At 63.7% G+C, this 26,169-nt stretch carries 23 protein-coding genes, 1 tRNA gene and 3 pseudogenes; 19 read left to right on the top strand and 8 right to left on the bottom strand.

All coding sequences use genetic code 11. The annotated features are described in order from the left end of the window. Positions 1-264: 264 nt before the first annotated feature. Positions 265-1,245 carry a Tim44 domain-containing protein gene (locus NMG70_RS23025; protein ID WP_254026721.1) on the top strand — a complete coding sequence of 327 codons (981 nt, stop codon included), beginning with the start codon at positions 265-267 and terminating at the stop codon, positions 1,243-1,245. 252 nt (positions 1,246-1,497) lie between these two features. Here NMG70_RS23025 and NMG70_RS23020 read toward each other — a convergent pair whose 3' ends face one another. The 3 genes from NMG70_RS23020 to NMG70_RS23010 form a co-directional block, all read right to left on the bottom strand. Further along, on the bottom strand, positions 1,498-2,391 hold the full coding sequence (locus NMG70_RS23020; RefSeq protein WP_254026650.1) for a LysR family transcriptional regulator: 894 nt from the start codon (positions 2,389-2,391) through the stop codon (positions 1,498-1,500). Positions 2,392-2,517: 126 nt separating this feature from the next. Further along, positions 2,518-2,871, bottom strand: coding sequence for a cyclophilin-like fold protein (locus tag NMG70_RS23015; protein ID WP_254026649.1), 354 nt, complete (start codon positions 2,869-2,871; stop codon positions 2,518-2,520). Positions 2,872-2,994: 123 nt separating this feature from the next. Next, positions 2,995-4,113, bottom strand: coding sequence for an alpha/beta hydrolase (locus tag NMG70_RS23010; protein ID WP_254026648.1), 1,119 nt, complete (start codon positions 4,111-4,113; stop codon positions 2,995-2,997). 206 nt (positions 4,114-4,319) lie between these two features. On the opposite strand from NMG70_RS23010, the pseudogene NMG70_RS33315 reads away from it, so the two are divergent. Then, positions 4,320-4,503: pseudogene (locus NMG70_RS33315) on the top strand (hypothetical protein); the annotation flags it as partial. A gap of 38 nt (positions 4,504-4,541) precedes the next feature. On the opposite strand, the gene NMG70_RS23005 reads toward NMG70_RS33315, so the two are convergent. Further along, positions 4,542-4,631: transfer RNA gene (locus NMG70_RS23005), tRNA-Ser, on the bottom strand. Between the two features lie 322 nt (positions 4,632-4,953). On the opposite strand from NMG70_RS23005, the gene NMG70_RS23000 reads away from it, so the two are divergent. The 3 genes from NMG70_RS23000 (at position 4,954) to NMG70_RS22990 (ending at position 6,719) form a co-directional block, all read left to right on the top strand. Further along, positions 4,954-5,643, top strand: a complete 690-nt coding sequence (locus NMG70_RS23000) for a 50S ribosomal protein L21 (protein ID WP_254026647.1) — start codon at positions 4,954-4,956, stop codon at positions 5,641-5,643. A 99-nt stretch (positions 5,644-5,742) separates the two neighbouring features. Beyond that, positions 5,743-6,012, top strand: coding sequence for a 50S ribosomal protein L27 (gene rpmA, locus NMG70_RS22995; protein WP_254026646.1), 270 nt, complete (start codon positions 5,743-5,745; stop codon positions 6,010-6,012). 119 nt (positions 6,013-6,131) lie between these two features. Further along, entirely contained in the window at positions 6,132-6,719 is a 588-nt protein-coding gene (locus NMG70_RS22990) for a GNAT family N-acetyltransferase (RefSeq protein ID WP_254026645.1), read from the top strand. 284 nt (positions 6,720-7,003) lie between these two features. On the opposite strand, the pseudogene NMG70_RS33045 reads toward NMG70_RS22990, so the two are convergent. Together NMG70_RS33045 and NMG70_RS33040 are read right to left on the bottom strand one after the other, a co-directional pair. Then, positions 7,004-7,405 (bottom strand): annotated as a pseudogene (locus NMG70_RS33045) (endonuclease/exonuclease/phosphatase family protein); the annotation flags it as partial. A 121-nt stretch (positions 7,406-7,526) separates the two neighbouring features. Then, positions 7,527-7,871, bottom strand: a complete 345-nt coding sequence (locus NMG70_RS33040; RefSeq protein WP_367185578.1) for an endonuclease/exonuclease/phosphatase family protein — start codon at positions 7,869-7,871, stop codon at positions 7,527-7,529. 130 nt (positions 7,872-8,001) lie between these two features. On the opposite strand from NMG70_RS33040, the gene obgE reads away from it, so the two are divergent. From obgE to NMG70_RS22960, 5 genes and pseudogenes are all read left to right on the top strand, one after another. Continuing rightward, the gene (gene obgE / locus NMG70_RS22980) at positions 8,002-9,033 is read left to right on the top strand and encodes a GTPase ObgE (protein WP_254026644.1); all 1,032 of its coding nucleotides are present in this window, start codon (positions 8,002-8,004) and stop codon (positions 9,031-9,033) included. 2 nt (positions 9,034-9,035) lie between these two features. Beyond that, positions 9,036-10,172, top strand: a pseudogene (gene proB / locus NMG70_RS22975) (glutamate 5-kinase); the annotation flags it as partial. A gap of 132 nt (positions 10,173-10,304) precedes the next feature. Next, positions 10,305-11,591, top strand: a complete 1,287-nt coding sequence (locus NMG70_RS22970) for a glutamate-5-semialdehyde dehydrogenase (protein WP_254026643.1) — start codon at positions 10,305-10,307, stop codon at positions 11,589-11,591. Positions 11,592-11,855: 264 nt separating this feature from the next. Beyond that, positions 11,856-12,443, top strand: a complete 588-nt coding sequence (locus tag NMG70_RS22965) for a nicotinate-nucleotide adenylyltransferase (RefSeq protein WP_254026720.1) — start codon at positions 11,856-11,858, stop codon at positions 12,441-12,443. Positions 12,444-12,537: 94 nt separating this feature from the next. Continuing rightward, the gene (locus tag NMG70_RS22960; protein WP_254026642.1) at positions 12,538-13,818 is read left to right on the top strand and encodes an MFS transporter; all 1,281 of its coding nucleotides are present in this window, start codon (positions 12,538-12,540) and stop codon (positions 13,816-13,818) included. 22 nt (positions 13,819-13,840) lie between these two features. Here the strand turns inward: NMG70_RS22960 and NMG70_RS22955 are convergent, their stop codons facing one another. Next, positions 13,841-14,695: a mechanosensitive ion channel family protein gene (locus NMG70_RS22955; protein WP_254026641.1), complete on the bottom strand. Its 855-nt coding sequence runs from the start codon at positions 14,693-14,695 to the stop codon at positions 13,841-13,843. Between the two features lie 240 nt (positions 14,696-14,935). Between NMG70_RS22955 and rsfS the strand changes: the two genes are divergently transcribed. The 8 genes from rsfS (at position 14,936) to NMG70_RS22915 (ending at position 23,265) form a co-directional block, all read left to right on the top strand. Beyond that, positions 14,936-15,313: a ribosome silencing factor gene (gene rsfS, locus NMG70_RS22950; protein WP_023800052.1), complete on the top strand. Its 378-nt coding sequence runs from the start codon at positions 14,936-14,938 to the stop codon at positions 15,311-15,313. A gap of 106 nt (positions 15,314-15,419) precedes the next feature. Next, positions 15,420-15,902, top strand: a complete 483-nt coding sequence (gene rlmH / locus NMG70_RS22945) for a 23S rRNA (pseudouridine(1915)-N(3))-methyltransferase RlmH (RefSeq protein WP_254026640.1) — start codon at positions 15,420-15,422, stop codon at positions 15,900-15,902. A 144-nt stretch (positions 15,903-16,046) separates the two neighbouring features. Beyond that, positions 16,047-17,408, top strand: coding sequence for a murein hydrolase activator EnvC family protein (locus tag NMG70_RS22940; RefSeq protein ID WP_254026639.1), 1,362 nt, complete (start codon positions 16,047-16,049; stop codon positions 17,406-17,408). A 1-nt stretch (position 17,409) separates the two neighbouring features. Next, positions 17,410-18,735 (top strand): S41 family peptidase, encoded by a 1,326-nt coding sequence (locus NMG70_RS22935; protein ID WP_254018651.1) that lies wholly within the window; start codon positions 17,410-17,412, stop codon positions 18,733-18,735. A gap of 148 nt (positions 18,736-18,883) precedes the next feature. Beyond that, positions 18,884-20,080 carry a divergent polysaccharide deacetylase family protein gene (locus NMG70_RS22930; protein WP_254026638.1) on the top strand — a complete coding sequence of 399 codons (1,197 nt, stop codon included), beginning with the start codon at positions 18,884-18,886 and terminating at the stop codon, positions 20,078-20,080. A 2-nt stretch (positions 20,081-20,082) separates the two neighbouring features. Then, positions 20,083-20,604, top strand: coding sequence for an RNA pyrophosphohydrolase (locus tag NMG70_RS22925; protein WP_254026637.1), 522 nt, complete (start codon positions 20,083-20,085; stop codon positions 20,602-20,604). A gap of 89 nt (positions 20,605-20,693) precedes the next feature. Further along, positions 20,694-21,845, top strand: a complete 1,152-nt coding sequence (gene alr / locus NMG70_RS22920) for an alanine racemase (protein ID WP_254026636.1) — start codon at positions 20,694-20,696, stop codon at positions 21,843-21,845. Between the two features lie 163 nt (positions 21,846-22,008). Then, entirely contained in the window at positions 22,009-23,265 is a 1,257-nt protein-coding gene (locus tag NMG70_RS22915) for a D-amino acid dehydrogenase (RefSeq protein ID WP_254026635.1), read from the top strand. Positions 23,266-23,402: 137 nt separating this feature from the next. Here NMG70_RS22915 and NMG70_RS22910 read toward each other — a convergent pair whose 3' ends face one another. After that, complete coding sequence (locus NMG70_RS22910) at positions 23,403-24,284, bottom strand: LysR family transcriptional regulator (protein WP_254026634.1); 882 nt, start codon at positions 24,282-24,284, stop codon at positions 23,403-23,405. A 370-nt stretch (positions 24,285-24,654) separates the two neighbouring features. On the opposite strand from NMG70_RS22910, the gene NMG70_RS22905 reads away from it, so the two are divergent. Next, entirely contained in the window at positions 24,655-26,151 is a 1,497-nt protein-coding gene (locus NMG70_RS22905) for a CoA-acylating methylmalonate-semialdehyde dehydrogenase (protein WP_254026633.1), read from the top strand. Positions 26,152-26,169 lie beyond the last annotated feature (18 nt).

Genomic DNA, 26,169 nt, shown 5'->3' with positions numbered 1-26,169 from the left:
CCGGTCCCGCCGACCCTTGCGAAAATGGTCGTGTCGTCCAGTTGCAAGCTGGTCGCTGTGAAACCTGCAAACACGGTTCGTCTCCCTCGGGAGCCTCCGGCAACAACGCACAAGGTGCCAGAAGGATCACGGTCAGCTGCCGTGCCGGGTGGAGAGCAGGTTCTGAAATTCTCCTCAATTGCTGAATACGGAAGGTGCGGCCACTGATATTTGGATCGGCGCACCCCATATGAGCGCCAGAGTGTCGCTTGAGGGTATGCCATGATGATTTCGCGTTCGAGCCGGTTTGCCGTTTTGTTTGCAGGACTGTTCCTGGCTTTTTCCATGGTCACGGCTGATTACGCCGAGGCGCGGCGTGGCGGCAGCTTCGGCAGCCGCGGCACGCGTACTTTCCAGTCGGTCCCGCCGACAAGGACGGCGCCACAGCCGACCGCGCCGGTCGAGCGCTCGATGACGCCTAACACCGCTACGAACAATGCTGCCCGCCAGACGCCGGCAGCCCAACGACCAGGATTGTTCAGCGGCCTCGGCGGTTCGATGATGCGCGGGCTGCTGCTCGGCGGTCTGATCGGACTTCTTTTGGGCCAGGGGTTCGGCGGCTTGGCCGGCATTTTCGGCCTGCTGCTGCAAGGGCTGCTGATCGGCGGCGCGATCATGCTGGCCATCCGCTTTTTCCGGTCGCAATCGGCACGCAACCAGGCGCCCGCCATGGCCGGTGTTCCGCGGGGCATGGACAACTTTGGGCGAAACGCGGCAGCCCAGCGCGAGGCGGACAACGTCTCGTCTTTCCCCATTCCAGGCATCGGGTCTGGATTTGGCCGGACAGCACCAGCCTCCGATGAAATTACAATGACGCCGACCGACCTCGACACATTCCAGCAGCGGTTGACCGAAGTTCAGGAAGCATTCGGGCGTGAAGACCATGCCGGCTTGCGGCGGCTGGCGACCCCCGAGATGGTGTCGTACCTGTCCGAAGAACTTGCCGACAATGCTAAAAAGGGCATCAGGAACGAGGTGTCGAACGTCAGCCTGCTGGAGGCCGATATTGCGGAGAGCTGGCGGGAAGATGGTCGCGACTACGCGACGGCTGCCTTGCGCTATGAGTCTGTTGACGTGACGCGCGATCGCGCCAGCGGCAAGATCGTCGCCGGCGAAGCCGATCGGCCGACGGAAACAACCGAACTGTGGACTTTCACCCGCCAGAACGGCGGCGACTGGAAGCTCGCGGCGATACAGCAGCCCTAAAGCGCGTCGCGTTTGAGCGGCCTCATGCGACGCGCTTTAGTTTGTTGTTTTTATGCTTGTCGTCATCGCAAAACCGCTGCGCACCCTCGGGTCCTGGCCCGAGGGCATGCTTTTGCGCGACATGCATTAGCTGATACGCTGCAGCCTCGGCCGTTCACGTCCTTTTGCGAGCCATGATGTATCGACGGTTGTCGTCGCCCTTCGTTGTGTGACTTTCAGTGGCAAGAACGTCGGAGCCCGCGGCAGCGATAGTTACTCGCGATGGCGCAGCGCATCGACCAGGGTAACGAAAGCAGGCGAGGATTGCCGGCGGCTCGGATAATAGAGATGGTAGCCATCCCAATATGGCGACCAACCTTCCAGGACCCGCGCCAGCCGGCCTTTGGCGATGTGAGGAAGGGCTATTTCTTCCGGAACATAGCCGAGGCCGCGGCCGGCGAGCGCGGCGTCCAGGACATGAAAGATGTTGTTGAAGACGAGCTGCCCATCGGCGCGAATTTTGATCTCGCGGCCGTTCTCCTCGAACTCCCACACATAAAGAGCCCCGGACGTTGGAAAACGGTAGTTGATGCAATTGTGCTGCACGAGATCCTGCGGCCTCTCCGGCGCGGGATGCTCGGCAAAATAGGATTTTTCGCCGACGACCGCGAACCGGAAATCCGGTCCGATGCGAGCGGAAATCATGTCTTTCGCAAGCTGCTCGCCCATGCGGATCCCGGCGTCAAAGCGCTCCGTCACGATGTCGGTGAGGCCGTTGTCGAGCAGGAGTTCCACCTTGATGTCGGGATATTTCGGGAGAAAGCGTTTCAGCTTGGGCCAAAGGATGCTGCTGATGGCATAGTCAGGCGCTGAGAGCCGGATGGTTCCGGCGGGCTTTTCTCTCAGTTCGTTCAGGGCATCGACCTCGACTTCGATCTGGTCAAAGTGCGGCCCAATCCGCTGCAAAAGTCTTTCTCCCGCCTCCGTGGGAGCCACCGCGCGCGTCGTGCGTGTGAGCAGGCGAACGCCAAGGCGCGCTTCGAGTTGACGGATAGTGTGGCTTAGCGCCGATTGCGATATGCCGAACCGGGCTGCGGCGCGCGTAAAGCTGCGCTCCCGAGCAACAGCCAGGAACGCGAGCAGATCGTTGACATTCTGCCGCGACACTCATGAATCCTTCTGATAGCCGGAACTCGATTATACCGGATAAACGAAGGCGAACACAGAGACTTTATTTAGCGGCAGATCCGCCGCTCGCCCTCCGGCGACGAGCTGGGAGCGGATTGCGCAGGTTCAGTCGACGCGTTCGGCGCGGACAGTGACGGGGCCGGGACGATCAAATATCGAGGCGTCGCCAGCGACCTGCCCGAGCACAATGATGCCAGGCGCCGGGAGGCGACCGCTGCGATAGTAGATTACGAAATGATCGGAACTCCACAGCCCAAGCGTGCCGACGGAGAAGTCGCGCTGCCGCGCCAGCTCGGGCAAGGCGGAAGGCAGATTGCCGGTCTTTTCCTGGCGCAGATGATCAGACATCTCGATCGTGAGCGGCAGCATCTGCGCCAGAGATTTTGCGGCCTCGTTATCGGCGAGATCGGCTGTGACCTCGCCCCAATCCGAAGAAATGCGAATGCGTTCTTGAGCCATGGCAGATCCAACCGTTCCGAGTGCGATAACAGCGGAGCTCAGCAATAGTTTCAGCATGCCGTGGTATCTCCCGATCTATGCTGATGGAGCCTGTTCCGTCCGGTACAGGCTCCATCGCGCCGCTCACGCGGAGAGGTGCTGATTGAAGAAGCTGGTCAGCTTGTCGAACGGGATCAGATCGACGCGATCGTAGAGGTCGACGTGCCCGGCGCCGGAAACCCACACAAGCTCCTTCGGCTCGGCCGCTCGCTTGTAGGCATCCTCGCTGAACTCGCGGGAGTGAGCCTGATCGCCGGCGATGAACAGCATCGGACGCGGCGAGATCGTCTCGATGTCGTTGAACGGGTAAAAATTCATGAACTTGACATTGCTGGTCAGCGTCGGATGCGTGGTGATCTGCGGGTTTGCACTGGCGGGCGTGAATTCACCCCGCGACGTGCGGTAGAAGTCATAGAATTCCCGCTGGATCGGATGGGTGTCGGCGGTCAGCTCATGCACCGTGCCGCTGGTATATTCGACCGCGCCGCCTTCAAACTCGGCCCAGCGCCGCTCGGCAGCTGCAGCAATGGTCTGCTTGCGCTGCTCGACGCTCAGCGATTGGTTAAGCGCGTTGCGGTTGGCGGCCCCCATATCGTACATGCTGACGGTCGCGACGGCGCGGATCCGCGGGTCGATCTTGGCCGCGCTGATGACGAAGCTGCCGCTGCCGCAGACGCCGATCGCGCCGATGCGATTTCTGTCGACGAAAGGTCGCGTGCCCAGGAAATCGACCGCGGCGCTGAACGCTTCGGCGTAAACGTCAGGCGAAACGATCTGGCGAGCCTCGCCCTCGCTTTCGCCCCAGAACGGCAGGTCGATGGACATGGCGACGAAGCCCTGTTCGGCCATCTTGGTGGCATAGAGATTTGCGCTCTGCTCCTTCACCGCCCCCATCGGATGTCCGACGACGAGCGCCGGATGGCGCGCATTGCGGTTGAGGTCTTTGGGAATGAACAGATTGCCCGCGACGTTCATCTCGTATTGGCTCTTGAAGCCAATCTTTTCGAGCGTCACCTTATCGCTGGTGTAGAAGTTGTTGGCGCCGTTGGACATGTCTTGAGCCTTTGCGAAGGGGATGTTGAACAGCGACGCCGCACCGAGGGCGGCAACGCCGGCGCCGGTCAGCTTCAGCAGATCACGCCGGCCAAAGTCGACACTGGACTGCGGTTGCGCCGTGCTCTCGATTTCGATCTGCTTGTTCATGCCTGTCTCCATTGATCGTCCTGAACTGTCGCAGGCATGCCGCTCATTTCCTCGGCATGCGCGGCAGTGTTGCGAATGTCTGAAATAGAATAGCGACGACGGCGGCGATCGATTAGGCGGCAAAATCCGCATGCCGTCATGAGGAAGATTCATCAATCGCAGCTAGCGCAAGGGCCGGTCTCGAAGGTGAACAGGTTCACCACCGCCGCGTCTGCATGCACAGGACGAAGATCACCGTGCTCGCCGGTCAAAGGCTCGGCATCACCGAGTTCGACGACGGCATTTGGCTTCATACACTATGATCTGGAATATTTCGACCTGGAGCAGAGGGCATTGCAACCAAACGACAACCCGTTCGGCACGAGGATGTCACCCATGTCCCCGGTATGAACCGTAACCTATGTGTCCAGAATGGACCCGGCGGTAAATGGCGGAGAGGGAGGGATTCGAACCCCCGATGGGCTTGCACCCATGCCGCATTTCGAGTGCGGTGCATTCGACCACTCTGCCACCTCTCCGCGGTCATGGTCCGCCGTTGCCGGCGCGGCGCACTAGATAACGGCTGGGCGGACAGGTTACAAGGGCCAATCTGCCTGATATCGGGCTTCTCTTCGGGCCGTATCGCTCGTTCTTCGACACCTCCGCCGCCTGTGCTACCGGCACCGTCTTGCTTTCGGCCGCTTGCCTTGACTCGCGCCGAACCTTCGGTTAGGGACAGGGCGCAATCGGCGTGGAGGGTTCTTCCGCGCCGCTTGTTTTTTGAACCCGCAGACTGACAAAAAGACGGCCGAACCGCCTGAAGCGGTTCATCAAGGCCGACCGAACAGCGAAAGGCAAAAAATGTTCGCAGTCATCAAAACGGGCGGCAAGCAGTATCGCGTCGCCGCCAACGATCTCTTGAAGATCGAAAAAGTCGAAGGCCAGGTCGGCGATATCGTCGAGATCGGCCACGTGCTCGCGCATGGCGAGGGCGAGAATGTCACGTTCGGCGCGCCGTTCGTCGACGGCGCCTTGGTCACCGCCGAAGTCGTCGAACAGGGCAAGAACCGCACCGTCATCGCCTTCAAGAAGCGCCGCCGGCAGAATTCGCGCCGCAAGATCGGCCATCGCCAGCTTTTGACCACCGTGCGGATCGCCGAGATCCTGCTGGATGGTGCCAAGCCGACGAAGAAGGCCGCGGCCAAAACCGAGGCGAAGGCCGAAGTTTCTGCAAAGGCCGAGGCCAAGGCTGAAGCCGCGCCGAAGAAGGAAGCCAAGGCAGAGGCTGCGCCGAAGGAAGCCGAGGCCAAGGCAACCGAAACCGCCGCTCCGCTGTTCAAGGCGCCGAAGGGCGAGGCGGACGATCTGACCGTGATCAAGGGCATCGGCCCGGTTGCGGCCGGCCAGTTGAACGAGCAGGGCATCACGACCTTCGCCCAGATCGCCAAGCTGTCCGACAAGGATGTCGCCAGGATCGACGAGCATATGCCGTTCAGCGCCGACCAGATCATGGACTGGCGCGAGCAGGCCAAGGAATTGGCGAAGAAGTAAAGCGAGCCGGCGCAATCGTCGCCGGATCGGACTTGAAACGGAACGCGAACGCGTTCATAAGACCTTTCAAGCGCCTAGCGGCGCATCGGAGTTAGTTAAATGGCACACAAGAAAGCTGGCGGTTCGTCGCGCAATGGTCGCGACTCCCATTCCAAGCGGCTCGGCGTGAAAAAGTTCGGCGGCGAAACCGTGATTCCGGGCAACATCATTATTCGTCAGCGTGGCACGACGTGGCATCCTGGCACCAATGTCGGCATTGGCACGGATCACACGCTGTTTGCGCTCGAAGCTGGCGCAGTCACCTTCAACAAAAAAGCCAATGGCCGAACCTACGTATCGGTGAACCCGATGACGAAGGCCGCGGAGTAGCCGGTTCCGTACGAGAACACCGGCACCCATCTCGGGAACCGGTGTCTGGCCAAGCCAGGAAATGGATCAGGGGAGATGGGTTTCCATTTCCCCCTTTTTCTTGTGCCTGGAGGACTGACATGGTTGCCGAAGCGGAAGACACAGACGGTGAAAGTTACGCGATAGATTGTCCGGTCCTGGTGACCGAGCGGCTGGTCCTGCGGCCGCCGCGCGAAAGCGATATCGAGCAACTGGTGGTGCTCGCCGACAACCGCCACGTCGCCGAAATGCTGGCCCGCATGCCGCACCCCTATGGCGAGGCCGAGGCACGCGTCTTCCTGGCGATGACGGTGTCGCGCCGGGCCGGGATCGCCTATGCCTTGACGCTTGCCGGTACCGAAACTTTCGTCGGTTGTGCCGGCCTCAACACCACCGATCGCGGGCTGGAGCTCGGCTACTGGATCGGCGAGCCCTACTGGAAGCGCGGCTATGCGACGGAGGCCGCGCATGCGCTCGTCGACCTCGCCTTCCAGAGGACGGCTGTCCAGGTACTGCATGCCTCGACGCGGGTCATCAATCCGGCCTCGCGCCGGGTCATCCACAAATGCGGCTTCCAATATGCCGGCCAGGGCATGCTGAACTCGATCGTCGCCGGCCAGGTGCCGGTCGAGCGCTACCGTCTCGATCGCAAGACCTGGACCAGCCTCAGGAACTGGGTCCATTTCTAGGCATGTCGATATTCAGGTGAGGCCGGCCTGCGAATGGCGGTTTCCTGCGCTTCCCTACAGCGCCGCGCGCCCTATGGGGCGCGCAAAGGACGCTGTAGAACTTTGATTTTTGCGCATGACCTTTCCGAAATCGATCTCGATTTCGGGGTCATGCGCGGGCTCACGTACTCTAAGTACGCTCCGCTCCGGTTCTCGGAAGCCACCACTCTCGGCGCGGCCTGACCTGAATCTCAACACACCTCGGCGCATTGCGCTGAAACCAAACATTCGGACCGGACATGAGGTCAAACCATCTCGACCCAGACCGGCAGGTGGTCCGAACCGACTGCTTGCCGGTCGACCCACCGGCGCTTCAGCGATTTGGCCAGCGAGGCGCTGGTGAAGACATAATCGATGCGCTTGTGGCGGCTGGCGTCGTCAGGCCGCTTGGGGTCGACCCAGGTGACGAGATCGGCGTCTGCGGCGGCAAGGCGCAGGGCCACATCGACGGCAAGATCGGCGGTCACCGGCATGCCGAACTCGTGATCCAGGCGGCCGGCCAGTTCGACATATTCCGGCGATCCGGCCAGCATGTTGAAGTCGCCCATGACGACGAAGCCTTCGGGATAAGGCAGGTCCGGCAGGCCGACTTCGGCGACGCCCGACAGCGCGCCGCCTCGATCGCATAGTTCAACAGGCGCCGGCGCAGAAACGCGATCTGGCTGGCGCGTTCGACCGGGCTGCGATGGTCGAGATGGGTGGAATAGAAGCGGATGAAACCAAGCGGCGTCTCGATAAGCGCCTCCAGCGCGCCGCGCTGGAAATTCATCACTTCGAAACTGCGGCTGCGCGGCAAGAGGAGATTGCGCGACAGATGAACGGGGGTTTTGACAGCACCATGTTGCCGAGCTGGAAGGTGGTGGTGACGGCGCGGCCGTTTTCCAGGCGCGAGCCGACATCGGCCTCGAAATTGCTGCCGTAGACGGCGAAGTATTCGGGCAGGGCGTCGCCGAGCTCGGCCACCATGTCGCGGCCGCCATTGTTGGGATTGTTGCGCGAGACCTCCTGCAGCGCGATCACGTCGGCGCCGCGCACGGCATCGGCGATGCGGCCGACATCGTAGCGGCCGTCAAGACCGACGCCGTAGTGGATGTTGTAGGTTACAAGCTGCATTGCGACTCCGGCGATGTTCAGACTGGGGCCATGTTGATAAACAGCCTCGCCCTTCGCCCCGCCTTGGTTTAGAGCAGTGCCGAACGTTAGAGCAATGCCGCAAGGCCACTAGCAGAAACTCAGCAATACGATGAAATTTCTCGATCAAGCCAAGGTCTATGTCCGCTCCGGCGACGGTGGCGCCGGTTCGGTGTCGTTCCGGCGCGAAAAGTTCATCGAATTCGGCGGTCCGGACGGCGGCGACGGCGGCCGCGGCGGCGATGTCTGGGTGGAGGCGGTCGATGGGCTGAATACGCTGATCGATTATCGCTATCAGCAGCATTTCAAGGCCAAGACCGGCACGCACGGCATGGGCCGCAACATGACCGGCGCCAAGGGCGCCGACGTGACGCTGAAAGTGCCGGCGGGAACGCAGGTCTTTGCCGAGGATAACGAGACGCTGATCTGCGACCTGACCGTGGTCGGCCAACGCTTCCTGCTGGCCAAGGGCGGCAATGGCGGCTTTGGCAACCAGCATTTCAAGACCTCGACCAACCAGGCGCCGCGCCGCGCCAATCCGGGTCAGCCGGGCGAAGAGTTCAATATCTGGCTCCGGCTCAAGCTGATCGCCGATGCCGGCCTGGTCGGCCTGCCCAATGCCGGCAAGTCGACTTTTCTGGCAGCCGTGACCGCAGCCAAGCCGAAGATTGCCGACTATCCCTTCACCACGCTGCATCCGGGCCTCGGTGTGGCCCGTATCGACGGGCGCGAATTCGTCATCGCCGATGTTCCCGGCCTGATCGAAGGCGCACATGAAGGCGTCGGCATCGGCGACCGTTTCCTCGGACATGTCGAACGCACGCGGGTCCTCCTGCACCTCGTCTCCGCGCAGGAAGAAAATCCGGGGAAGGCCTACAAGACCGTGCGCGCCGAACTCGACGCCTATGGCCATGGGCTGGTCGAGAAGGTCGAGATCGTAGCACTTTCCCAGGTCGACACGCTCGATGCCGACGCACGCAAGACGAAGGTCGCTTCGCTGAAACGCGCCGTCGGCCGCGCGCCGATGCTTTTGTCCGCCGTCACCGGCGAAGGCGTCGAGGCGGTTCTGCGCGCGCTGATGGCGGTCGTCGCCGAGGCGCGCGAAGCTGTCGCCACTCCGGTCGAGACGCGCTGGAACAAATAGCTATGGCCGCGCAGCTGAAAAAATACCGGCGCATCACCGTCAAGATCGGCTCGGCGCTGCTTGTCGACCGCACGACCGGCCTGAAGCGCGACTGGCTGGCCTCGCTTGCCGACGACATCGGTGTGTTGGCCGAAGGCGGTGCCGAGATCCTCGTCGTGTCGTCCGGCGCCATCGCGCTTGGCCGCACTATTTTGGGCCTCGGCAAGCGGGCGCTGAAGCTCGAGGAAAGCCAGGCGGCGGCGGCGGTCGGGCAGATTGCGCTGGCCGGCGCCTGGTCGGATGCGCTCGGCAAGGGCGGCCTGAAATCGGGCCAGATCCTGCTGACGCTCGGCGACACCGAAGAGCGCCGCCGCTATCTCAATGCGCGCGCGACGATCTCGACGCTGCTCAAAATGAAGGCGGTGCCGGTCATCAACGAGAACGATACGGTGGCGACTTCCGAAATCCGCTATGGCGACAATGACCGGCTGGCGGCGCGGGTGGCGACGATGATGGGCGCGGACCTTTTGGTGCTGCTCTCCGACATTGACGGGCTCTACACGGCGCCGCCGGCACGCGACCAGCATGCCAGGTTCATTGCTGTCGTCGACCGCATCACTCCTGACATCGAGGCGATGGCGGGTGCGGCTGCTTCGGAGTTTTCACGCGGCGGTATGCGCACCAAGCTCGACGCCGGCAAGATCGCCACCGCCGCCGGCACCGCCATGATCATCACATCAGGCACGCGGCTGTCGCCGCTGATGGCGATCGAGCGTGGCGAGCGGGCGACGTTCTTCCGGCCGAGCGCCAATCCGGTCAAGGGCTACAAGACATGGATCGCCGGGCAGCTCGAACCGGCAGGCCGGCTGACCGTCGATGCCGGCGCCATCGGCGCGCTGCTGTCGGGCAAATCGCTGCTGCCGGCCGGTGTCAAGCTGGTCAGCGGCAATTTCTCGCGCGGCGACACGGTGGCGATCCTGTCGCCCGAAGGCCGTGAGATCGCGCGCGGACTGGTTGCCTACGATGCCGCCGATGCCGTAAGGATCGCTGGCTTGAAAACAGCCGAGATCGAAACGGTGCTCGGCTATGAAGCGCGATCGGCGATGATCCACCGCGACGACCTTGTGGTGAGCCATTCCGGTGACCAAGTACGGGCCGGTGACCAAGTACGGGCCGGTGACCAAGTACGGGCCGGTGACCAAGTACGGGCCGGCGACCAAGTAGGGGCCGGCGACCAAGTACAGGCCGCTGAGCAAGCGGTCAGTGACGAGGAGCATAGCGGAGAATGAGCCATGCTGAAGCTGCATGAAAAATCCCGGGACGATACGGTGGCGCTGATGGCCGATATCGGCCGCCGCGCCCGCGCTGCCGCCCGACCGCTGGCCGTCGCCACAGCCGAGCGCAAGCACGCCGCGTTGATCGGTATGGCGCAGGCGATCCTTCGCCACGAGCAGGATATTCTCGACGCCAACGCCATCGACATCAAAAATGGCGAGCAGTCGGGGCTTTCGGCTTCTTTCATGGACCGGCTGAAGCTTGATCCCGCCCGCATCCGTGCCATGGCCGACGGCATCAGTGAAATCGCCGGGTTGCGCGATCCGGTCGGCGATGTCATTGCCGCATGGGACCGGCCGAACGGCCTGCATATCGAGCGCGTGCGCACGCCGCTCGGCGTTGTTGGCGTCATCTACGAAAGCCGGCCGAACGTGACCGCCGATGCCGGCGCGCTCTGCCTCAAGGCCGGCAATCCGGTGATCCTGCGCGGCGGCTCGGATTCGCTCAACTCCTCGGCGGCGATCCATGCCTGCCTGGTCGAAGGGCTGAATGCGGCCAAGCTGCCGCAGGATGCCATCCAACTGGTGCCGACCGCCGACCGCGCCGCCGTCGGCGAGATGCTGAAAGGACTTTCCAGCAACATCGACGTGATCATTCCGCGCGGCGGCAAGAACCTGGTCGAACGCGTCCAGAACGAGGCTCGGGTGCCGGTCTTTGCTCATCTCGAAGGCATCTGCCATCTCTACATCGACCGCTCGGCTGATCTCGACATGGCGGTCAGGATCGCGGTCAACGCCAAGATGCGGCGCACCGGCGTCTGCGGCGCGGCCGAGACGCTGCTGGTCGACCGCGCTGTTGCCGCCACCCATCTCACGCCGATCCTCGAAGCATTGCGCGCCGCCGGGTGCGAAATCCACGCCGACGGCGAGGTGCTGAAAGTGTTTGCTGACGCACGGCCTGCGACCGACGCCGACTGGGTGAGCGAATATCTCGATGCCATCATCGCGGTAAAGCTGGTCGATGGCGTTGCCGGCGCCATCGAGCACATCGAGAATTTTTCCTCGCACCACACCGAGGCGATCGTCGCCGAGGATGCCGACGCTGTCGAACGGTTCTTCAACGAGATCGATTCGGCGATCCTTCTGCACAATGCCTCGACGCAATTCGCCGATGGCGGCGAATTCGGCATGGGCGCCGAGATCGGCATCGCCACCGGCAAGATGCATGCCCGCGGCCCGGTCGGTGTCGAGCAACTGACCTCGTTCAAGTACCGCGTGCGCGGGACAGGACAGGTGAGGCCTTGAGCTTTTTCGCTACTGGGGCTTGAAGTTTGCGCCCAGCCACCCCCCTCTGTCCTGCCGGACATCTCCCCCGCAAGAGGGGAGATTGGCTGTCGTTTCTGTTTTCGCCAATCGCCGGCGCTGCAAGATTTGCGCCTGTGATGAAGCCGCCAATCTCCCCCCTTGAGGGGGAGATGCCAATGTTTGGCAAAGAGGGCAGGGCAGAGGGGGGCGCCTAGCACGATGCTCTCCCCTTCCGACCCCACCGTCCCCTCCCACTATCTAAAAATGCCGCATGCCGAAAAGGGCCTGGCCGTCGGGCTGTTTGGCGGCTCGTTCAATCCTGCCCATGCCGGCCATGCGCTGGTCGCAGAGATCGCGCTCAGACGCCTGGCGCTCGATCAGCTTTGGTGGATGGTGACGCCGGGCAATCCGCTCAAGAGCGCGCGGGAACTGGCGCCGCTGGCCGAGCGGCTGCGCCTGTCCGAGCAGATCGCCCGGAACCCGAAGGTCAAGGTCACCGCCTTCGAGGCGACCCATCATGTCCGCTTCACCGCCGACACGCTGGCCCTGGTCAAGGCGCGCAACCCGGGCGTCGACTTCGTCTGGATCATGGGCGCCGATTCGCTTCGCGATTTCCATCGCTGGCAGCGCTGGCGCCAGATCGTGATGACGTTTCCGATCGCGGTTGTCGACCGCCCTGGCGCGACGCTGTCGTTCCTGTCGTCGGTCGTCGCCAAGACCTTCGACTACGCGCGTGTCGACGAAGGCGACGCGCCGCGGCTCGCCCGCATGAAGGCGCCGGCCTGGACCTTCATCCACGGCCCGCGCTCGTCGCTGTCGTCGACCGCGATCCGCAAAATGGCGAAAGGATAGGGTCTCCTTCTCCCACAACAAGGGGAGAAGGGAAGACCGCTGATGTCGCTTTTGCGGCGGCCATTCGCCGCCGAGTAGGCGATCCTGCGCGGGCATGACGATTCTCCAGACCAGACGCGACCCGGCGCAGGGCAACCCGCCAACCCCGGCGATCGCCATTGCCAGCATCGTCCTGTCGATGGCGCTGGTAGCCGTCGGCAACGGACTGATGTTCGCCTATATCCCGGTCCGGCTCGGCGCCGAGGGCTTCGATCCGACCTGGGCCGGGCTGATCGTCACCGGACTTTCGGCCGGCGGCCTGGCAGGCTGCATCCTGACCGGTCCGCTGGTACGGCGCGTCGGCCATGCCCGCGCGTTCATGGTGCTGTCGGCGTTGATCGTGCTGTCCAACGCCGCCGTTGGGGCCGGACCGCACCCGCTGTCGTGGATCGCGGCACGCGCGCTCTACGGCTTTGCCATATGCGGCCTGTTCATCGTGGCGCAGAGCTGGCTGAACGACGTCATCGCCAACACCATACGCGGCAGGGTCATGGCCTTCTTCTACGTCGCCTATGTCGCCGGGCTCGGTGTCGGCTACTCGACACTGGCGCTGATCGACATAAGGGCTGCGGACGCGCCGCTGGTCGGCATCGCCTTCACCGGGCTGTCGATCCTCCCCGTCGGGCTGACGCGGCTCGCCCAGCCGCCGCCGCCGCAGGCGGCGTCGGTGGCGCTTGGCCGGGCCTGGCGGATTTCGCCGGTCGGCGTCGCCGGCATGCTTGCCGTCGGCGGCCTGTCGATGACGATTTCAGGCTTTGCGCCGATCCATGCTACGGCCAAGGGCTACAGCCAGGCCGATGTGGCACTGCTGTTGTCGGCAATGCCGATCGGTACATTGATCCTGCAGATCCCGCTCGGATGGATTTCCGACCGCACCGACCGGCGCTTTGTGCTGGTCGCCGCCTCGGCGCTTGCCATGGCGGCGGGCCTGTTTGCCCTCGGCTTCGATGGTGGTGCGCTGGCGGCGCTGGTCGTCATCTATGTGGTCTGGGCCGGCGCGTCGGAATCGATCTATTCGTTGGCCAGCGCGCATGCCGCCGACCGCGCCGGCAAGGACGACATGGTGGCGCTGTCCAGTTCGCTGCTGTTTGCGTGGTCGCTGTCCGGCTTCGTCGTGCCCGGCATCGTGACCGGGCTTTCTGCCGTCTACGGAACGCAAGCTTTCATCCATGTGGCCGTCGTCATTGCCACCGTTTTTTGCCTGTTCGTGCTGTGGCGTGTGGTGGCGATGTCGCCTGTTCCCGCGGCCGAGACCGGCAATTTCGCGCCGATGACGGCGCAGGCACCCCTGCCCGTCGATCTTGCCTTTCCGTCCGAAGAGCAGCCGCGCGGATAAGTAGCTATGCCGGATGATCATCTCACTGTCTGGTGACGGTTTCCTGCCGCGGTGCTTCCGGCGGTGGCGCGGGTATGGAAATGCCTTCGCTGTCGAAGGCCTGCTTGGCGCGTTTGGTGAGATCGATCTGGGTGGCGAAGAAATCGGCAGCCGAGGTCCAGTAGCGCAAGGTGATGGCGACGTTGCTGTCGCCGACGGTCGCCACAAAGGCAATCGGCGCCGGCTCTCGCCTGACGCGTCGGTCGGCGGCGGCGACGCCCAGCATGGCCTTTTGAGCGAGATCGATATCGTTCCAGGAACCGATGGTCAGCGTGATGTCGGCGCGGCGGACACCGTTGCGCGTATAGTTGCGGACTGGCAGGTTCCACAGCGTCGAATTGGGGGCGAGGACGTAGACGCCTTCGACTGTCCGCAACTGAGTAGCGAACAGGCCGATTTCCTCGATGGTCCCGGAAATGACGCCGACCTCGACATATTCACCGATGCGGAACGGCCGAAGCGCCAGCAGCATGATGCCGGCGGCAATGTTCTGCAGCGTGCCTTGCAGCGCCAGGCCGATGGCCAGGCCGATGGCGCCAATGGCGGCAATGATCGAGGTCGTCTGCACGCCGAACTGGCCGAGCACCATCACGACAACGAGGATCAGTATGGCGTAGCGGACGATCCTTGAGAAGAAGTGGCGCAGCGTCGCGTCGAACCCATGGATATGGCCGAGGCCGGCATAAATCGAGCGCCGGGCGAGACCGGCGACGATATAGCCGAGGACCAGCAGGATGACGGCGCCGATGGCCGAGAACGAGTAGGAGACGATCAGTGCGCTGAGCTGCGCAAGGCCGGACTGCACGGTGAGGAGAGCGTTCTGAGGGTCGACAGGCATGAGGGGGATCCGGTTGGTCAATGCGCCGATAACCCACGCCAGGCGACAAGAGTTCCGATTTTTCTTCAACTGCGGAACCGGAAGAACGGCTCTTCGTTGGCTACGGCAGGGCCGCCGTCTTGAAACTGCAACGCAACTCTGCCTATCTAAGGGGTGTCACCTGCTTTGAAGGGTGATTTGGTTGTTCTTGCTGCGAAAGGAAATACACTGAGAACAGCACTGTGGAAGAAGGCCGACATCGTGCCTTCGCCGGCCGGGATCAGCGTAAACGACGCCGTGTCCCGCGCCATCAAGACAGTCCTTGCCAGTCTGGAAGACTCCAAGGCCGAAAACATCGTCTCAATCGACATTCAGGGAAAATCGAGCCTCGGTGACTATATGGTCATCGCGTCCGGCCGATCGCACCGTCATGTCTCGGCTGTCGCCGATCATCTCCTCAAGGCGCTCAAAGATGCCGGGCTCGGCACGGCGCGCGTCGAGGGACTGGCCGGCGCCGACTGGGTCCTGATCGATTCGGGCGACATCATCGTCCATGTCTTCCGCCCCGAAGTTCGCGACTTCTACAATCTCGAAAAGATGTGGCAAGCGCCGGACCTCGAGGAGGAGACCCTCCACTGAGCCGTATTTGGTTGATGCATGTCGCTTCCCAAAACCGGTGACCACCCTCGGGTCAGGCCCGAGGGCATGCTTTGGTGACATGCATTAGCGGCTCTTCGAGGCAGGGATGAAAATCGTCGTTCATGCCGTGGGCCGGATGAAAGCCGGCCCCGAGAAGCTGCTCGCCGACCGGTATTTCGAGCGCTTCGCCAAGAGCGGCCAGTCCGTGGGGCTCGAATTCTCAGGGATCGTTGAGATTGCGGAGGGCCGCGCCCAGACCGCCAACGAGCGTCGCCGCGAAGAGGGCCAGAAACTGCAGGCGCAGTTGCAGCCTGGCGCCGCGCTGATGCTGCTCGACGAACGCGGCAAGAACTTCTCCTCCGAGGATTTCGCTGGGCGCATCGGCCTGTTGCGTGATAGCGGCCGCAAGGCGCTTGTCATCGCCATCGGCGGTGCCGACGGTCACGACCAGTCGCTGCGAGATCAGGCCGACCTGATGGTGTCGTTCGGCGCGCTGACATGGCCGCACCAGCTGGTCCGTGTCATGTTGGGCGAGCAGCTTTACCGGACAGCCACAATCCTGTCCGGCCATCCCTATCATCGCTCGTGAACCGTTGCAGGTTCAACCGAATCGGTGGATTGGCGTGAGTCGCCCGGATTTTCGCCTCAATGCGTCATGAGGCTGACTACGGTCGGCGGGCTCTCGAACATGGTTGATGGTTCGTTAACGAAGCCACGCATAGAGTCGGGCTTCATGGCTGAGGGTTGGAAATCGCGAACGGGCTTTTGGCGCGCAGGCTGCGGCTTGGCAGCGGCGGTGCTTATGCTGTCGTTCAGTGCCGCGTGGGCGCAGAACAGGCTCGACATGGCGCCTGACCCGGACCAGAGCCGCGCCGAATACGAACGGGTAGCGAAGGAGATCACGCTGTCGTCGGAGCGGTTGGCCAAGCTCGCCGCCGACATGGCGACGGTCAAGAAAGACCATGCCTCGATCACCGCGGCGCTGATCCAGTCGGCGATGACCGAGCAGAAGCTCGGTCAGGACATCGAGGACATCGGCGCCAAGCTGGAACGGCTTAAGGGCGAGGAGCAGAAAATCCGCGCCTCGCTGGCTGCCAGACGCGACGTTCTGGCCGAGGTGCTGGCCGCGCTGCAGCGCATGGGGCTCAATCCGCCGCCGGCCATCCTGGTCAAGCCGGAGGACGCGCTGTCGTCGGTGCGCAGCGCCATCCTGCTCGGCGCCGTGGTGCCGGAACTGCGCCAGCAGACCGAGATATTGCTGGCGGACCTCAAGGAGCAGTCGCGGGTGACGGCCTCGATCGAGGCGGAGCGGGCGCGGCTGACGGCGGCAGTCGGCGAGCAGGCGGCGGAAAAGAAGCGGCTCGGCATGCTGCTCGAAGCCAAGCAGAAGCTCGAGGCCGAGACGCAAACGGCAGTGGCGGCGGAAAAGCAGCGATCCGCAGCACTGGCGGCCAAGGCCGGCAGCCTGAAGGACCTGATCGCCTCGATCGAGGCCGACAACGCCCGCAAGGCGGCGGACGCGGCGAAGGCAGCCGAGCAGAAGGCCGCGGACGCCGACAAGGCTCCGGCGCAGACGGCCCCGGCCCAGGAGGCCCCGGCACAGACGGAACTGGCGGCCCTGCCGGTGCCAGAAGCCAACCGGCTCGCTGCCGCTGCACCGTTTTCGGCGCTTCAGGGGCAGATCGCGTTGCCCGTCACCGGCAAGATCAAGCGGCGGTTCGGGGCCAGCGACGGTAACGGCGCAGTGATGCTCGGTGACATGGTTGCGACACAATCGGGAGCCATCGTCACCGCGCCAGCGGACGGAAATGTACTTTATGCGGGACCTTTTCGCTCTTATGGTCAACTCTTGATCCTGAACGCAGGTGACGGCTATCATGTCGTTCTCGCGGGGATGAGCAGAATCAGCGTCGCGTCTGGCCAGTCGGTGCTCGCAGGAGAGCCGGTCGGCGCGATGGGAGAGGCCCGGGTGGCGAGCACCTCGGCATCGAAGAATGGAAATACCACGCCGGAACTCTATGTTGAGTTCCGCAAGGATGGAAAACCCGTCGATCCGACCCCATGGTGGGCGGACCGTTTGTCTGGAAGGACGTGAGATGATGCGGAAACTGTCGCTTCTGTTTGCCGGTGCGCTGATGGGCGCATCCGCGATGAGCCTGGTCTATGGCGCGCCCGGCTCGACGGCGAACGCTGCGGGCTCCGAGACCTATAAGCAACTGGCGATCTTCGGGGATATTTTTGAGCGGGTGCGGGCGCAGTATGTGACGCCGCCCGACGACAAGTCGCTGGTCGAAAACGCCATCAACGGCATGCTTACCTCGCTCGACCCGCACTCCTCCTATATGAACGCCGAAGAGGCGCAGGACATGCGCGTGCAGACCAAGGGCGAGTTCGGCGGCCTCGGCATCGAGGTCACCATGGAGAATGACCTGGTCAAGGTGATCACGCCGATCGACGATACGCCGGCTGCCAAAGCGGGCGTGCTTGCCGGCGACTATATTGCCAAGATCGACGGCGAGGAGGTTCGCGGCCTGAGCCTCAACGATGCGGTCGAGAAGATGCGCGGGCTGGTCAACACGCCGATCAAGCTCACCATCCTGCGTCAGGGCGCCGATAAGCCGATCGAGCTGACGGTGGTGCGCGACATCATCAAGGTCAAGGCGGTCAAGTTCCGGGTCGAGAACGACATCGGCTACATCAAGATCACCTCTTTCACCGAAAAGACCCATGATGATCTCGAGAGCGCCATCGAAACCATCAAGAAGCAGGTGCCGAACGAAAAGCTCAAGGGCTACGTGCTTGATCTGCGCCTCAATCCGGGCGGGTTGCTCGATCAGGCGGTGAGCGTGTCCGACGCCTTCCTCAACCGTGGCGAGATCGTCTCGACCCGCGGCCGCGATCCGAAGGACGTCACCCGCTTCGACGCGCGGCCGGGCGACGATATCGACGGCAAGCCGCTGGTCGTGCTCGTCAATGGCGGCTCAGCCAGTGCGTCCGAAATCGTCGCCGGCGCGCTGCAGGATCTGCGCCGCGCCACGGTGGTCGGCACGCAGTCCTTCGGCAAGGGTTCGGTGCAGACCATCGTCCCGCTCGGCGAGAACGGCGCGCTGCGCCTGACGACGGCGCTCTATTACACGCCGTCCGGCAAGTCGATCCAGGGTAAGGGCATCACGCCTGACATCAAGGTCGACCAGCCGTTGCCGCCGGACCTGCAAGGCAGGGACCTGACGCGCGGTGAGTCGGACCTCAAGGGCCACATCAAGGGCAGCGAGGAGGGCGATGCCGGTTCGGGCTCGGCAGCCTATGTGCCGCCGGAGCCGAAAGACGATCTGCAGCTCATCTTTGCCCAGCAGTTGCTGCGCGGCGAGAAGACCGATCCGGCGTTCCCGCCGAATCCGGACAAGGCCGTGCTGAACCAGTAGGGCTGTGCTGAACCAGTAGGGCTGTGCTGAACCAGGAAACGTCGATCAGCCGGACAACAGGTCTGGCTGCCTGATCGAAGCGATGCAATGCTGCCGGGGCCGCAAGGCCTCGGCAGTTTGATTCGGGGACCGCGGCTGGGGATGCGGCTTGGCTGACATCGGTAGTGACATCGAACGCCCACTCGGGCAGGCCGTCCGGCCGCCGCGCGCGGCCCGCAGGATCAGCGCTGGTGTGGTCGCGGCAACTCTCGTGGTGGTGGCCGTGATCGGCGTCTCCGGCGCGATTGCGCTGCGTGAAAGGCCGTTTCGAAAGCCGGAAGAAGTCGCCGTTTCGACGCCGAAGGCGATAGAGGCGGTCGACCCCGCAGCGCCGGTCACTGAGCCGGCGCCAAACGCCGAAGCCGCGTCCGAGGCGAGCATATCCAAGACAGGCGGGTCCAAGACGGGGCCGCAGATCATCCACATGCAGACCGAAGCGGGCGACGGACCCCCCAGGGCGGCCATCGTCATCCACGACCCTTCGACGATCGGCCAGAACCTGAGGGTCGCGCATATTCCCGACAGGGCGCTGGTCGAATCCGGCGATACCGGTCCATTGCCGGTTCGTGCTGCCGACGGCAGGCGGCCGTTCGATGTCTATGCGCGACCGTGGTCCGGTGCGCGAGGTGCGCGCGTGGCAATCATCATCGGCGGGCTTGCCGTGTCACAGACCGGCACGCAGGCGGCCATCGCCAAGCTGCCGGCCGAAGTGACGCTGGGCTTCGCGCCGCAGGGCAACAGCATCGGCCGCTGGATGCAGGCGGCGCGGCAGAGCGGCCATGAGATCGTCATGCAGGTGCCGCTCGAACCGTTCGACTATCCGAATGTCAATCCCGGCCGCAACACGCTGACGGTCGTGGCGACACCGGACGAGAATTTGGAGAATTTGCGATGGGCGCTGTCGCGGACGACCAATTACACCGGCGTCATGAACTATATGGGCGCGCGTTTTTCGGCGGATGCTGCGGCGATGGGGCCGCTGATGGCCGAGCTTGGCAGGCGCGGCCTAGCCTATGTCGACGACGGTTCGTCGGCACGCAGCCTGGCGCCCGAACTGGCGTTGAAGAACGGTGTGCCGTTCGCCGCCGGCGACATTTCGATCGACGCCGTGCGGGACCGCGGCGCCATATTGAAGAAGCTGGACGAACTGGAAGCCACCGCGCGGGCGAAAGGCTTTGCCGTCGGCATCGGCTCGGCCTTCGACCTGACGGTCGATACCGTGGCATCCTGGATGATCGAGGCCAAGAAGCGCGGCATCGAGGTCGTGCCGATTTCGGCAGTGGCGGTGGATCCGGAAAAAGGTTGAGCATGGCGAAGAAAAAACCGGTCGACCCCGAGACGCTGCCCTATCGTCGCTGCGTCGGAGCAATGGTCCTCAACGGAGAGGGGCTGGTCTGGGTCGGGCATCGCATTGCCGAGCCGGACAGCGAATTCGCCGGCACGACGCAGCTCTGGCAGATGCCGCAGGGTGGCATCGACAAGGGCGAAGAGCCGCTGCAGGCGGCACAGCGGGAGCTTTACGAAGAAACCGGCATGCGCAGCGTCTCGTTGCTGGATGAGGCGCCGAACTGGATATTGTACGACCTGCCGGCCCATCTCGTCGGCATCGCCTTCAAGGGAAAGTATCGCGGCCAGACGCAAAAATGGTTCGCCTTCCGCTTTCACGGCGCCGTGAGCGAGATAGAGATCAATCCGCCGCCGGGCGGCCACACCGCCGAGTTCGACAGATGGGCTTGGCGGCCAATGGAGGAATTGCCCGACCTGATCGTGCCGTTCAAACGTCAGGTCTATGAGGATGTGGTTGCGGCATTCCGGCATCTGATTGCGTAGCTTGGCGCAAGCCGCGCTCGCGCCGACCACGGTTGCTGCGTCGCCGCGGTGGCCTTATTGATGGCCAATCCGCTGCAGACGGGATTGGCATGAACGGCACTTCCAAAAAATCTCTTTCTGAAAGGGTCGCCGTCAAAGCCGCGCCGATCAGCGAAGCGGCGGCCGGCGCCATATTGACCATCGATCTGGGCGCCATCCGCGAAAATTACCGGCGGCTCAAGGCGCGGTTGGGCGGCGTCGGCTGCGCCGGTGTCGTCAAGGCCGACGGCTACGGGCTCGGCGGGGCGCGAGTGGCGGCGGCGCTTGCGGCCGAAGGCTGCGCTATTTTTTTCGTCGCGCATCTGACCGAAGGGGTCTTGCTGCGCCAGGCGCTCGGCGCACGGGCGGCGATCCATGTGCTGAACGGCATTCAGCCGGGCGCTGAAAGCGAAGCCGTCGAAGCGGAGCTGGGCGTGGTCATCAACAGCGCCGGCCAACTCGCCGCCTGGCGCGCGGCGGCGCAGCAGGCCGGCCGCAAGCTCAAGGCTGCAATCCAGGTCGACAGCGGCATGTCGCGGCTCGGCATGGCGGCAGCCGAGGTGGAGGCCGTCGCTGCCGACCCGCAGGCTTTCGACGGCATCGACGTCACCTTGGTGATGAGCCATCTCGCTCGCGCCGACGAACCCGAGCATCCGGCCAACGGGCAGCAGCGGCTGGAATTCGAGCGGCTGCGCAAGATGCTGCCAAAGGCGCCGGCCTCGCTCGCCAATTCCTCCGGCATCTTTCTTGGGCAGCCCTTTCACTACGACCTCGCCCGGCCCGGTGCAGCGCTCTACGGCATCAATCCGACGCCAGCACAGGAAAATCCGATGCTGCCGGTGGTGCGGCTTCAAGCAAAAATCATCCAGACGCGCAGCCTCGATAGGGGAGCCGGCGTCGGCTATGGCCACTTTTTTCACGTCACCGATTCGCTGGTCGCCGCAACGATCTCGCTTGGCTATGCCGATGGCTGGCATCGACGCGCGGCCTCGGCCGCTTGGTTCGAAAATGTGCGCTTGCCGTTCCTGGGCCGTGTGTCGATGGATTCGATCGTTCTCGACATTTCGGCCCTGCCGCCCGGCAGGCTGAAGGCGGGCGACCTCGTCGAACTGATCGGCCCGTCGCAGACGGTCGACCAGGCGGCCGGCCATGCCGGCACCATCGGCTATGAAATCCTGACCAGCCTCGGACGCCGCTTTCACCGCCGCTATGTGAATGGATAGCGCGCGGGCTTTTTCAGGCATGTCGTTGTCCCAAAACCGCCTGCGTAGGTCTGGGCGACATGCTTGGGCACTTGGCGGACGCGGTAAAATCCGGCAGACAGAAAGCCACGATGCCCCCGCCCCCCAAAACCCCTGACAAGACATCGTTCTGGAGAGCTATGCGATGAAGATCTTCGTGCTGGGCGGCGGCGTCATCGGGGTCACCACTGCTTATTATCTGGCCGAGGCCGGCCATGAAGTGACGGTGATCGACCGCCAGAAGGGCCCGGCACTGGAAACCAGCTTTGCCAATGCCGGCGAGATCTCGCCCGGCTACGCCTCACCCTGGGCCGGCCCCGGCGTCCCGCTGAAGGCGATCAAATGGCTGCTGATGAAGCATGGTCCGCTGGTGGTGCGGCCGACCCTCGATCCGCATATGTGGGTATGGCTGGTCAGGATGCTGCGCAACTGCACGGCCGAGCGCTATGCGGTGAACAAGGCGCGGATGGTGCCTTTGGCCGAATACAGCCGCGACACGCTGAAAGCGCTGCGCGAGGCGACCGGCATCGCCTATGACGAGCGCACCAAGGGAACGCTGCAGCTTTTTCGTACGCAACAGCAGCTCGACGGCACTTCAGGCGATGTCGAGGTGCTGAAGACATATGGCGTTCCCTACGAGATCCTCGATCGCGACGGCTGCATCGCGGCCGAGCCTGGCTTGGCAGCCGTGCGTGAAAAGTTCGTCGGCGGCCTGCGGCTGCCGGGCGATGAAACCGGTGACTGCAAGATGTTCACTGACCGTCTGGCCGAGCTCTGCGTGGCGCGCAGCGTCACCTTCGAATACGACACGGAGATACGGCGCATCGTCCGCAAGCGCAACCATATCGCCAACATCAATACGAGCAAAGGCTGGAAGGCCGCCGACGCCTATGTGATGGCGATGGGCAGCTATTCGGCAAAATTCATGCGCAGCCTGAAACGACCCATCCCGGTCTATCCGGTCAAGGGTTATTCGATCACCGTGCCGATCAAGGATGCTGCCGCAGCACCGGTCTCGACGGTGATGGACGAGACTTACAAGGTGGCGATCACCAGGCTCGGCGATCGCATCCGGGTCGGTGGCACCGCGGAGATTTCCGGCTTTGACCTGACGCTGCATGAATCGCGGCGGCGCACGCTCGAACATTCGCTCGGCCACCTTTTTCCAGGCAGCAGCGACATGCGGTCGGCGACCTTCTGGTGCGGGTTGCGGCCGATGACGCCGGACGGGCCGCCGCTGATCGGCCGTACCGAGTTTTCCAACCTCTATCTCAACACCGGCCACGGCACGCTTGGCTGGACCATGGCCTGCGGCTCGGCCAGGGTCCTGGCCGACATCATTTCCAGCCGGGTGCCGGACATCAATGTCCGCGATCTCGGACCGGAGCGATACCAGCGGTAAGATCGGAAGGATCCTTCACGCATGTGAGCGGGTGAGAAACTTGCCGCGTAATTTGGGATCAAGGTTCAACACACTTCCCCGAAACCGCGCAGCGGTTTTTGAGGACAATGACAATTAAAGTGCGCAGATGAATATCGTCAGACGAACAGGCTTCGCTCCCGTTCCACCGCCTTGGTGATGAAGCTCGCGACGATCTGGACGCGGCGCAGCGGCCGGACCGATTCGTGATAGACCAGCCAGTAGGCACGGCGAATGGGCGCGACGATGTCGACAGCCACCAGTTCCGGCATCGAGCGGGCGACGAAGGTGTGCAGGATGCCGATGCCGGCGCCGGAGCGCACCGCTTCGGCCTGGCCGAGCGCTGAGGAGATGGCGAAGCTCGTGCGCCAGTCGGCGCTGAACTCGGCCGCATAGTCGAGCGAGGGGCTGACGATGAGGTCCGGGACATAGCCGATCAGCGTGTGCCGGCCAAGCTCGGCCGGCGCATGGGGCAGGCCATGCGCGTCGGCATAGGCGCGGGACGCGAACAGGCCGAGCGTGTAGTCGACCAGCTTTCCCGCCACCAGCCTGCCTTCCGTCGGTCGCTCCACGGTGATGGCGATGTCGGCCTCGCGCCTGGACAACGAGAAGGAACGCGGCACCGGCACCAGCTGGATGGTGAGTTCGCGGTGAAGCGCCGTCAGTGCGCCGAGGCGTTTGGCCAGGAAGGCGACGCCGAAACCATCAGGCGCGCCGATGCGCACGGTGCCGGAGACGTCGTCGCCTTCGCCCGCCACGGTCGAGCGTGCGGCGATCATGTCGCCTTCCATGCGCTCGGCGATGTCGAGGAAGCGCTCGCCCGCCGGTGTCAGCTCGCTGCCGGTGGTCAGCCGGCGAAAGAGTTTTGTGCGCAGCGCATCCTCGAGTGCGGCGACGCGGCGCGAGACGGTCGCGTGGTTGAGCTCCAGCCGCTTTGCGGCGCCGAGAATCTGGCCGGCACGCGCCACCGCAAGAAAGATGCGGACGTCATCCCAGTTCATGAGGATGGTCCGGATGACGAGGATTACGGCAGCGCTCTACGGCGCCCCCCTCTGTCCTGCCGGACATCTCCCCCACTTGGGGGGAGATCGGCCGACCCCTCCGGCGGCGACTTTCTTGCAACGTTGCGGGTCGGCGAAAGCGGGGATGACAGCCAATCTTCCCCCTCGTGGGGGAGATGTCCGGCAGGACAGAGGGGGGCGCGAAGGAACTCAACCTGTCATTCCTTGAGGGGGCACTACCATTTGCGGGAATTGATGCTCCTAAGTCAACCGCTATCTATTTTCCGCACAACGGTTGCGTTTCCGCTCACGTTGCCATCGGCGGCGCAAAGGCGGACAATGCCGCATCACAAATACAGGGAGAGAAACCATGATCGAATACGGTCATTTCATCGGCGGCAAGCGTGTCGCTGGGACCAGCGGCCGCAAACAGGACGTGATGCAGCCGATGGACGGAACGGTGCGCGGCACCGTGGCGCTGGCTTCGCAGGCGGAACTGCGTGCGGCGGTGGAAAACGCCAAGGCGGCGCAGCCCAGCTGGGCGGCGACCAATCCGCAGCGGCGCGTGCGCGTCCTGATGAAGTTCCTCGAACTGGTCGCCCGGGAGTATGATGCCTTGGCCGACATTCTGGCGCGCGAACACGGCAAGACCATCGCCGACGCCAAGGGCGACATCCAGCGCGGCCTGGAAGTGGTCGAGGTTTGCATCGGCGCGCCGCACATGATGAAGGGCGAGTTCACCGACGGCGCCGGCCCCGGCATCGATGTCTATTCGATGCGCCAGCCGCTCGGCGTCGTTGCCGGCATCACGCCGTTCAATTTTCCGGCGATGATCCCATTGTGGAAGATCGCGCCGGCCATCGCTTGCGGCAACGCCTTCATCCTGAAGCCTTCGGAGCGCGACCCAGGAGTGCCGATGCGCATCGCCGAGCTGTTCATCGAGGCCGGCCTGCCAGCGGGCATTCTCAACGTCGTCAACGGCGACAAGGAGGCGGTAGACGCCATCCTCGATGATCCCGACATCAAGGCCATCGGCTTCGTCGGCTCGACGCCGATTGCCCAGTACATCTATTCGCGCGGCTGCGCGGCCGGCAAGCGTGTGCAGTGCTTCGGCGGCGCCAAAAACCACATGATCATCATGCCCGACGCCGACATGGACCAGACCGTCGACGCGCTGATCGGCGCCGGCTACGGCTCGGCCGGCGAGCGCTGCATGGCGATCTCGGTGGCGGTCCCGGTCGGCAACGATACCGCCAACCGGCTGATGGAAAAGCTGGTGCCACGTGTCGAAAGCCTGAAGGTCGGCCCGTCGACGGATTCGTCCGCCGATTTCGGGCCGCTGGTGACGGCGCAGGCACTGGAGCGGGTCAAGTCCTATGTCGATACCGGCGTTAGGGAAGGCGCCAAGCTGGTCGTCGACGGACGCGGCTTTTCCATGCAGGGCTATGAGAACGGCTACTATATGGGTGGCTGCCTGTTCGACAACGTGACGGCTGACATGCGCATCTACAAGGAAGAGATCTTTGGGCCGGTGCTCTCGGTGGTGCGCGCGCCGACTTACGAGAACGCGATCAAGCTCGCCAACGACCATGAAATGGGCAATGGCGTCGCCATCTTCACCCGCGACGGCGATGCCGCCCGCGACTTCGCCTCGAGGGTTCAGGTCGGCATGGTCGGTATCAACGTGCCGATCCCGGTGCCGATCGCCTACTATACGTTCGGCGGCTGGAAAGCGTCTTCCTTCGGCGACCTCAACCAGCACGGACCGGACGCATTCCGGTTCTACACCAAGACCAAGACGGTGACCTCGCGCTGGCCGTCCGGCGTCAAGGACGGCGCCGAATTCGTCATCCCGACGATGAACTAGAGCGTCGGACGCTCAGGT

This window comes from Mesorhizobium ventifaucium (genome assembly GCF_935822925.1).
Taxonomy (GTDB): domain Bacteria; phylum Pseudomonadota; class Alphaproteobacteria; order Rhizobiales; family Rhizobiaceae; genus Mesorhizobium; species Mesorhizobium ventifaucium.
Note: the sequence above shows the minus strand (reverse complement) of the source record. Positions and strands in the feature narration are given on the sequence as shown.

Excerpts from the sequence above, each read along its gene's own strand:
- NMG70_RS23025 (WP_254026721.1), top strand. The coding sequence starts at position 265 with ATGATTTCGCGTTCGAGCCGGTTTGCCGTTTTGTTTGCAGGACTGTTC.
- NMG70_RS23015 (WP_254026649.1), bottom strand. The coding sequence starts at position 2,871 with ATGGCTCAAGAACGCATTCGCATTTCTTCGGATTGGGGCGAGGTCACA.
- NMG70_RS23010 (WP_254026648.1), bottom strand. The coding sequence starts at position 4,113 with ATGAACAAGCAGATCGAAATCGAGAGCACGGCGCAACCGCAGTCCAGT.
- NMG70_RS23000 (WP_254026647.1), top strand. The coding sequence starts at position 4,954 with ATGTTCGCAGTCATCAAAACGGGCGGCAAGCAGTATCGCGTCGCCGCC.
- rpmA (WP_254026646.1), top strand. The coding sequence starts at position 5,743 with ATGGCACACAAGAAAGCTGGCGGTTCGTCGCGCAATGGTCGCGACTCC.
- NMG70_RS22990 (WP_254026645.1), top strand. The coding sequence starts at position 6,132 with ATGGTTGCCGAAGCGGAAGACACAGACGGTGAAAGTTACGCGATAGAT.
- NMG70_RS33040 (WP_367185578.1), bottom strand. The coding sequence starts at position 7,871 with ATGCAGCTTGTAACCTACAACATCCACTACGGCGTCGGTCTTGACGGC.
- obgE (WP_254026644.1), top strand. The coding sequence starts at position 8,002 with ATGAAATTTCTCGATCAAGCCAAGGTCTATGTCCGCTCCGGCGACGGT.
- NMG70_RS22970 (WP_254026643.1), top strand. The coding sequence starts at position 10,305 with ATGCTGAAGCTGCATGAAAAATCCCGGGACGATACGGTGGCGCTGATG.
- NMG70_RS22965 (WP_254026720.1), top strand. The coding sequence starts at position 11,856 with ATGCCGCATGCCGAAAAGGGCCTGGCCGTCGGGCTGTTTGGCGGCTCG.
- NMG70_RS22960 (WP_254026642.1), top strand. The coding sequence starts at position 12,538 with ATGACGATTCTCCAGACCAGACGCGACCCGGCGCAGGGCAACCCGCCA.
- NMG70_RS22955 (WP_254026641.1), bottom strand. The coding sequence starts at position 14,695 with ATGCCTGTCGACCCTCAGAACGCTCTCCTCACCGTGCAGTCCGGCCTT.
- rlmH (WP_254026640.1), top strand. The coding sequence starts at position 15,420 with ATGAAAATCGTCGTTCATGCCGTGGGCCGGATGAAAGCCGGCCCCGAG.
- NMG70_RS22940 (WP_254026639.1), top strand. The coding sequence starts at position 16,047 with ATGGCTGAGGGTTGGAAATCGCGAACGGGCTTTTGGCGCGCAGGCTGC.
- NMG70_RS22935 (WP_254018651.1), top strand. The coding sequence starts at position 17,410 with ATGATGCGGAAACTGTCGCTTCTGTTTGCCGGTGCGCTGATGGGCGCA.
- NMG70_RS22925 (WP_254026637.1), top strand. The coding sequence starts at position 20,083 with ATGGCGAAGAAAAAACCGGTCGACCCCGAGACGCTGCCCTATCGTCGC.
- alr (WP_254026636.1), top strand. The coding sequence starts at position 20,694 with ATGAACGGCACTTCCAAAAAATCTCTTTCTGAAAGGGTCGCCGTCAAA.
- NMG70_RS22915 (WP_254026635.1), top strand. The coding sequence starts at position 22,009 with ATGAAGATCTTCGTGCTGGGCGGCGGCGTCATCGGGGTCACCACTGCT.
- NMG70_RS22910 (WP_254026634.1), bottom strand. The coding sequence starts at position 24,284 with ATGAACTGGGATGACGTCCGCATCTTTCTTGCGGTGGCGCGTGCCGGC.
- NMG70_RS22905 (WP_254026633.1), top strand. The coding sequence starts at position 24,655 with ATGATCGAATACGGTCATTTCATCGGCGGCAAGCGTGTCGCTGGGACC.